At 41.8% G+C, this 6,332-nt stretch carries 5 protein-coding genes, 1 tRNA gene and 1 pseudogene; 1 reads left to right on the forward strand and 6 read right to left on the reverse strand.

The genetic code is table 11. The features are described from left to right. A pseudogene (locus ACTS60_RS10115) lies at positions 1-228 on the forward strand (hypothetical protein); the annotation flags it as partial. 103 nt (positions 229-331) lie between these two features. On the opposite strand, the gene ACTS60_RS10120 reads toward ACTS60_RS10115, so the two are convergent. From ACTS60_RS10120 to ACTS60_RS10145, 6 genes are all read right to left on the reverse strand, one after another. After that, complete coding sequence (locus ACTS60_RS10120) at positions 332-946, reverse strand: DNA-binding protein (protein ID WP_440888117.1); 615 nt, start codon at positions 944-946, stop codon at positions 332-334. Positions 947-1,010: 64 nt separating this feature from the next. Then, positions 1,011-2,591 carry a hypothetical protein gene (locus ACTS60_RS10125; RefSeq protein ID WP_440888118.1) on the reverse strand — a complete coding sequence of 527 codons (1,581 nt, stop codon included), beginning with the start codon at positions 2,589-2,591 and terminating at the stop codon, positions 1,011-1,013. Between the two features lie 200 nt (positions 2,592-2,791). Further along, positions 2,792-3,931 carry a tyrosine-type recombinase/integrase gene (locus ACTS60_RS10130; protein WP_440888119.1) on the reverse strand — a complete coding sequence of 380 codons (1,140 nt, stop codon included), beginning with the start codon at positions 3,929-3,931 and terminating at the stop codon, positions 2,792-2,794. 239 nt (positions 3,932-4,170) lie between these two features. Beyond that, the gene (locus ACTS60_RS10135) at positions 4,171-4,866 is read right to left on the reverse strand and encodes a hypothetical protein (RefSeq protein WP_409587265.1); all 696 of its coding nucleotides are present in this window, start codon (positions 4,864-4,866) and stop codon (positions 4,171-4,173) included. Then, positions 4,853-6,106 carry a tyrosine-type recombinase/integrase gene (locus ACTS60_RS10140; protein ID WP_440888120.1) on the reverse strand — a complete coding sequence of 418 codons (1,254 nt, stop codon included), beginning with the start codon at positions 6,104-6,106 and terminating at the stop codon, positions 4,853-4,855. The genes ACTS60_RS10135 and ACTS60_RS10140 overlap by 14 nt, the downstream gene beginning before the upstream one ends. A gap of 86 nt (positions 6,107-6,192) precedes the next feature. After that, positions 6,193-6,283 (reverse strand) — tRNA-Ser (locus ACTS60_RS10145). Between the last annotated feature and the right edge of the window lie 49 nt (positions 6,284-6,332).

Raw genomic sequence — 6,332 nt, forward strand, 5'->3', positions numbered from 1 at the left:
CCTGTACTTTTTATAACTTGGAGTAGCAGTTCCCAGCGAGTATCAGTTAGCATTGTTCTTGGCATGGTATTGGTTATGGTTTTACTTTTGGCGAAGCAAATTATAACTCTTTACCATGCTGTTCAAAAAACACTCACGAAACATCAACACGCCCTAGTTGTTTCGAAGTACTGCCATATAGCTTTTGCGCTTTCATCCAAACTTTCCCTGTGCGGCCTTTCTAGCTAATCGAATGTGGCGGTTGTAGAGTGTATCGTAAGAATTATCCATATTTTGGGCCCTTCAGTTTAATTTGGAGTTTTAGTTAAAACGGCGTTTATTCATCGTCAATTTATGCCGAACTGTCCCGTTGAGGCTCAATATCCTTCATCGTAAATAAAGATTTCATGAGTTCTTGTTTTTCCAATTTCAAATCAGCGATACTTACTGATTGTATCTCTGCTTCTTTTAATGCCGCAGCAAGCTGACTCCTCAATTCATGATTATCGTGTTCGATCTCATGCATTTTCTCTTGAACAGTAACGTGTTGGTACTCAAGTGATTCAATGGTAGTCATTGCATCTGCCATTTCGAGTTCAATAAGCTTTTCACGCTCAGATATAGCGTCAAAAGACACCTTGACTTTCTTATCCGCAATATCTGTTGCCATATCATTAGCCCGCTCTATCGTTTCCATTAGCTGCTTTGAGAAAGATGCTACGAGGCAGTTATGCAACTCCTTAAGCTCTTCAGGAATAACATGGGTGGTATGCGGTTCTGGTAGCTGTTGAGATTGCAGATACTGATTCCAAACCTTCATTAATCTATTCGCATCACCTTTATTACCAACGGCTTTTCTGAGTGAAAACCCAGTGACACGCTGTTGACGTTCGACAAGTTTTATACCGGCTTGAATTATTTCATCGTCCGACACCGCTGGGGTGCGTCCTAATTTTTGATTGCTCATTTGATACCCCACTAATCACTAAAGAAAGAAAGAAAAGAAAGTAATGGGTATCGACTGTCCTGGATCAGTCATAGGTCGCCTCATTATTGGAATTATCAGGTTTTGTGCTCTCTATGGCGTCAATGGCGCTTTGTGTGATGGGTTTAATATCTAAGTCCATCTCATTGTCCAAACGTTTTACCAATTGATTGAAGTAGTCATTCGCTTTTTGCTGCTGGCCTCTTTGTTGATACTGGACGGCGATGTAAGCTTGACGAATGATCGAGGAGAGTTCTTCACCCACCTTACCGGAGATCTTTTCAGCGAAATTCTTGAGCCGAACTCCCTCAAAACGCAACTCTCTGTTGCCTTGTTTGAGTTGCTCCAGCTCTGCTTGTTGCTGAGACTTTTGCCATTCGAAAATCGATTCGCTTTCAGCTATTTTAGAAGCTAACTGCTCTACCTGAGATACGAGCAATGCGATCTCATTTTCCTTCTCAGCAGCTGTTTGCTCTAACAGAAGCCGTTCTTTTTTCAGCTCTTCAACTAGTCTTGACTCATAGTTATATTCTCGCTCTGATTTCGCAGAACGAGCTTGTTTAGCCATTTGTTTGTACTCGAGTGTCTTACGCTCTTCTTCGCTGCTTACTTTTGCATGTAAGCCTTTAGGGTTTAGAAAATGTTGATTAATATGCTCGTAAAACATCCGTTGCAAGCGCTCACCATGAATCGCAGACTGCTCTCGAGTCAAAATGCAGTTTTCAGGCAATAACTCCTCAAGGTCTTCCAACTTTTCTGATTCTTCGAATTTTCCTTGCTTCTCGAGCTCTTTTTTTTGTTCAATGAGCGACCGGTTTTTGCTATCAATGAATTGATTCACGACCTCTATTTGTGTTTTTAACAAGTCCCAATTTCCAAAGACTGAATCTTGTCCAGACAAAAAATAATGGCAGTGTGCTCCCGTCAACTCGTTCTTTAGCCTTTCATCAACATGAACCACTAGAGCGTGAATGGGGTAATTGGGGAAAAAGTGCTTTAGACAGCCCTTTGTATACTCAAGCCACTCTTCTGGCGTAATGGTGTTGTCATCCACCTCCCAGCGATGCGGTATCTTAAAAATGCCTTCTTGCAGATAAGTGGAATTCACGTTCGGCTTTGCGCCTACGAGTTGGTTATGTAGCCGCGCAAACTTTCTTACTGTTTTCATTTTTTGTTTATGCCGAGCCATTGGCGGCGTGAGGCTCTCTAAATGACTAATCGGCGTCTCTGGTACTTTTTTGTTGTGCCCCTGGAGATAAATCATCTCTAAGAGATAAGCCGCATGCTCATTGCCACTTTTCCGTTCAGTGTCACACATTTTTTTTACTTTATGGCGTAGTTGACGGCGCTGGTCTTTCAATCTACTTTCATTTTTAAGTTTTGCTCGAGGGATGATGCCATCGAAAATAGTCTGCCGCTCTTCTAGTGAGTAGTCGTCCAGATGCTTAGTCATACCATTAGCCCAAATCAAATTGCCACTAGACAAAGACTCGTCCCACTCGAGCTTTTTGCTATTGTCTCTGTGGAGTATTCTGAGTGAGTGGCGCAACGTTTTAAGCAATTTTGCGATTCCACCACGAGTAGTGTTAATGTTGAAATGACGATAAAACAATCGGATGGTTTTCATGCCATACCCCCTCTGTGGGTATGGGCCATTCTCAGGGTCAAGGGAGTTCCCTTGCCAACCGCTCTCGTTTCATCTTTTGCGGAGCAGAAAGTGAAACGAGAGCTTAGTTGGTTAACTGTCCGGTTTTGGTTTCGCCAAGTGTTTTTTTGGCGGCACACTACGAGAGAGTGGATACAATTGGGATTGTATTGACGCATACGCTATAAGTCCCCTGCTAACATTGAATTAACGAGTGCTGTGAGCGCAGGCTTTTTCTTACACATAGAAAGCACTTCAAGCATTTTTACCATGTCTTCGGTATCAATAGAGTCTGAGTGTAGATTCGTTTCTTTATTCGAATCGATTGCGATTCCTTCAATCGACGAGTTGTCATTACCAGAGCTAAACACATTATCGAAACCGCGACTCAACACAGCTGCATTATCGGATGCGTCTTCTTGTACCCACTTGGCATAATGCTTGCGCATAGTTTCAACACTTTTGTGTCCCATCTGACGTGCAACATAGTTAGCGTTTAAGGCCTGAGTGAGTGCTTGACTTGCGTATGTATGTCTAAGTTGTCCTGGACCACGATGCGGAATATCTAAAATACGTAAAGCCGGTGTTAGAAAGGATTTCGCAAATTGACTACCGTCGGTAAAGGGACGATTGGTTTTTGAGTTAAAGAAAACAAACGAGACTGACTCTTTTCGCTTGGTTTTATTGTCGATTTGCAGCACATCAATGGTTCTAGGCTTCAATTTACCCGTGCGTTGATATAACGATTTAAGTATCGATAACGCGTGCTCGTTTAACTCTACATTTCTAACTGAACCCGGAGTTTTGGGTACGCGATAGTTACCTTTGAACACTGCACGCTTCACTTGCAGCTTCTTATTAGTGAAATCGATAGAATCCCAATCGACAGCAAGCAGCTCAGAAATTCTCAACCCTGTTTGCGTTCCGGTGGAAAAAGCTGCTCTGCCAATAAAACAAAGGGGTTCATAGTGAAATATCTTACTAATTTCGTTTTTAGTGAAGGGATGGCACTCAGCTGCCGTTGTTTTTAAGTTTTCGATATTGGTCATCGGATTGCGCTGAATAGCGTCGTTCTCTATCGCTGCGCTGAACACTTCCCTTAGTACCGTGAGATGCTCATTAATCGTTTTGTTAGACCAAATCTTGTGCTGAGTCTTTAACCAACGTCGAATGTCTGCTTTCTTTATGTTTTTAATTTTTTTGCTGCCAAAAGCTCGATTCAGGTTATTGACGCGTGATGTTGTTGAACGAATCGTCGTTGGTGCGTGTGTAAACTGAATGTCTTCTAAATACTCTTTTGAATATTCCTTAAATGTATTCATAAGTGAATCCCATATCCTAAACCTGCACATAAACACAGGCTTGTTATTTGGGTTTATCATATCAACGAGGATTACGGCGTCAAATATAAATACTTATATATCAACAACTTATAATTAGTGGGTGCTAATATTTTCTGAATAAAAGCCTGTTTTTTATAGAAAACAAAAATCACAAAAAACGGATTTTTTTGATTTTTTTAAGAGGGTCGGTTCCGCGACCCTCTTACGGAGGGTTTGAATTACTTCATCCAGTCGCGAGCATAAAGTAAACAGTACTTATCGCCACCCGAGGATGTTTCACGACGCAATGCTACAAGCGGCTCATAGTAGTCATCACGATAAAAGTTTTCATGTCGTTCTGAGATATGTTCGACAACAAGCTCACTGCCACCACTGCATATATGGCTATCGCCATTAAACAAAATCGCTTTGTTAAGCGCTCTATGTAGATGCAAAATGAATAGTGACTCTAACCAAGGTCCTTCAAGATTGTTTCTTAGCTTTAATTCTGGCATAGCAACAAAGTGAGTATGCTTAAGCCCCGCGAGCTCTGACTCAAGAAAATTACCATCGAAGTCGATAGACAACCCATTAAATTCGCTATGTTTTCTGAGATGTCTAGAAAACTTAAGCTTGTTCAAATTCACCTCATTACACAGAAACACATCTAGCAAAAATCGACAATCACTCGTTTGCATACACAACTTGATGGTTTGTCCATCGTTACCATCTTCATGAGATTTCTCTAGAAACACTCTCGCAACACCGCGAGCGAGTAGCGTAGAAAGCATATGTGCATAATATTCATCGTCATCAGCGAGTTCGTCAATTAACTGCTCAAATGAAATCGGTAACGTAATGACGTAGTCTAGATAACATTCGTCGCCATATTGAGCAACGCTGAGGTCGCGAAACGTAAGGTTAGTTAGATTCATGAGCCACCCCAATTTCAATAGAAAACAGATTCACGTGCTTAGCCAAGTTGGCTAAATCAATATCTTTTCCGTACCGCCCAAAAGTCATATTTGGATGGCGATGACCGACAATTTGCGCAACCACGTGCTCCGCCGCACCAGTTTGTTTAAGTTCGTCAATAAAAGTATGTCGTAGCCCATACAGAGTTGGTCTGTGTTTAGGCTTCCATCCAATGCTTGTCAGTAGTTTTCCAAACTGACTTGTCAATTGCTTACTCCAGTTTTTATCGGGTCCAAGCGGCATAAAATCAAACAACTGCTTTTTACCAAGAGCCTTTCGTGCTCTGGCATATTTTTCAAACCTGCCATCGAGCAAAGCTCGATGAATGGGGACCAAACGGCAAGAGTGCGCGTTTTTAACGTGTTGCGAGTCTGATTCTTCTGAAATGGATAGATACGGCGTTTCGCAATCGAAGTGCGCTTGAGCTGTTAACAGCTGACATATTTCTGCTGGGCGTGCGCCGTGACGCAGAACTAATTCAAAAGCGATACGCAGTTGCTCATCGGAAGCTCTGTAATGCTTGTGGTGAGTAAGATAGCAAATTTCTTCTTGAGTCCATCGACTTCTATCTTCACTGACTTTGCCAGAGCCTTTGGGTAGCTTTATGCCGATAAATGGATTTTGAGACAAATATTCTTTAGCTACACACCAATTCATGAACTGCTTAATCGCAGCAAAATAATCTCGATTTGTTTTATGACTGCGCCCTTGGCTCAGCAACTTATCGCGATAGTCCATTGCAACGGAAGAGCGAACTTCAGTTATTTGAGTAACGCTAACTGTTTCAATGAAGTGCTGGTTTCGCAGCTGAAGCTGTGAAATCGATAAGTGAGTAATACCATCAAGCCTCTTAGATGAAATGAACTGCTCTAGCAGTGACTTTAACGATAGTGAAGTGGGATATAGTGAACTGGGCGAAACATTTAATGGTTGAGAGGTATTCTTGCTGAATTGACCCCTAACATCGTTGATCACATCATCAAGAATGGGCTTAAAATCCTTAAAGTGAACCGTAGAGGGAAGTGTATGAATGGTAGGGTGTAGTTTTGCGATTAAAGCGGCATTGCGTGAGACAGCAATAGCGCGTTCTTTTGTACATAAAGATACTTTTACGTCAAAGGGGAAGCCCTTGCTTCTTAAATATTTTGGGAAGCATAGACGCGTGTAGTAGGTGCCTGATGGCGATTTGAATAAGTACATTGTCTCAGTCAATCCTATTTTGATTGAGCAAGTGCACCTAGATACAAAAAAGCCGTTGATAATCAACGGCTTTTTTGTTTTGAATGTGGCGGAGAGATAGGGATTTGAACCCTAGATACGCTATTAACGTATGCCGGTTTTCAAGACCGGTGCTTTCAACCACTCAGCCATCTCTCCACAAATTGTCATCAACAGATTAGTACACTGGTGATGTTGTTACTTGTCT

The sequence above is a fragment of the Vibrio sp. WZ-1 genome, from assembly GCF_052037695.1.
Lineage (GTDB): Bacteria > Pseudomonadota > Gammaproteobacteria > Enterobacterales > Vibrionaceae > Vibrio.